Source organism: Pseudomonas sp. PDM24, assembly GCF_019218905.1.
GTDB lineage: Bacteria > Pseudomonadota > Gammaproteobacteria > Pseudomonadales > Pseudomonadaceae > Aquipseudomonas.
In genome coordinates, this window is sequence record NZ_JAHUWR010000017.1 from 1 (window position 1) to 1,337 (window position 1,337).

The 1,337-nt window shown below is 62.3% G+C and carries 1 protein-coding gene; it reads right to left on the reverse strand.

All coding sequences use genetic code 11. The annotated features are described in order from the left end of the window. Positions 1–1,337: VCBS domain-containing protein (locus tag KW837_RS28535; protein WP_218399372.1), on the reverse strand; the 1,337-nt coding region annotated here is incomplete at both ends.

Sequence of the window (1,337 nt, forward strand, 5' to 3'; positions counted from 1 at the left end):
GTGCCGATGGAGAATTGGCCGTAACTGCCGGCGGTGTTGGGTTGGGCGACGAAGGTTGCGGCGCTGTCGATGTCGCTGATGGTCAAGGTGCCGTTGGTGGTCAGTGGGGCATTGGTTTCGGTCAGATTGGCGATGTCGGCGGACAACACGGCGGCATCGTTGGTGCCGAGGATATGCACGGTGACCGAAGTGAGGGTGCCATCGGCACTGCTCACGACGAAGGTGTCGGTGTAGGTGGTGCCGGCGACGAACTCGTTGTGGGCGCTATTGGCGACATAACTCCAGGCACCATTGGTGCCGATGGAGAACTGGCCATAACTGCCGGCGGTGTTGGGTTGGGCGACGAAGGTTGCGGCGCTGTCGACATCGCTGATGGTCAAGGTGCCGTTGGTGGTCAGTGGGGCATTGGTCTCGGTCAGGTTGGCGATGTCGGCGGACAACACCGCGGCGTCGTTGGTCCCGAGAATATTGACGGTGACCGAGGTGACGGTGCCATCGGCACTGCTCACGACGAAGGTGTCGGTGTAGGTGGTGCCGGCGACGAACTCGTTGTGGGCGCTATTGGCGACATAACTCCAGGCACCATTAGTGCCGATGGAGAACTGGCCGTAGCTGCCGGCGGTGTTGGGTTGGGCGACGAAGGTTGCGGCGCTGTCGACATCGCTGATGGTCAGGGTGCCGTTGGTGGTCAGTGGGGCATTGGTCTCGGTCAGGTTGGCGATGTCGGCGGACAACACCGAGGCGTCGTTGGTCCCGAGAATATTGACGGTGACCGAGGTGACGGTGCCATCGGCACTGCTCACGACGAAGGTGTCGGTGTAGGTGGTGCCGGCGACGAACTCGTTGTGGGCGCTATTGGCGACATAACTCCAGGCACCATTGGTGCCGATGGAGAACTGGCCGTAGCTGCCGGCGGTGTTGGGTTGGGCGACGAAGGTTGCGGCGCTGTCGACGTCGCTGATGGTCAGGGTGCCGTTGGTGGTCAGTGGGGCATTGGTCTCGGTGAGGTTGGCGATGTCGGCGGACAACACCGCGGCGTCGTTGGTCCCGAGGATATTGACGGTGACCGAGGTGACGGTGCCATCGGCACTGCTCACGACGAAGGTATCGGTGTAGGTGGTGCCGGCGACGAACTCGTTGTGGGCGGAGTCGGCGACATAGCTCCAGGCACCATTGGTGCCGATGGAGAATTGGCCGTAACTGCCGGCGGTGTTGGGTTGGGCGACGAAGGTTGCGGCGCTGTCGATGTCGCTGATGGTCAAGGTGCCGTTGGTGGTCAGTGGGGCATTGGTTTCGGTCAGATTGGCGATGTCGGCGGACAACACGGCGGCATCGTT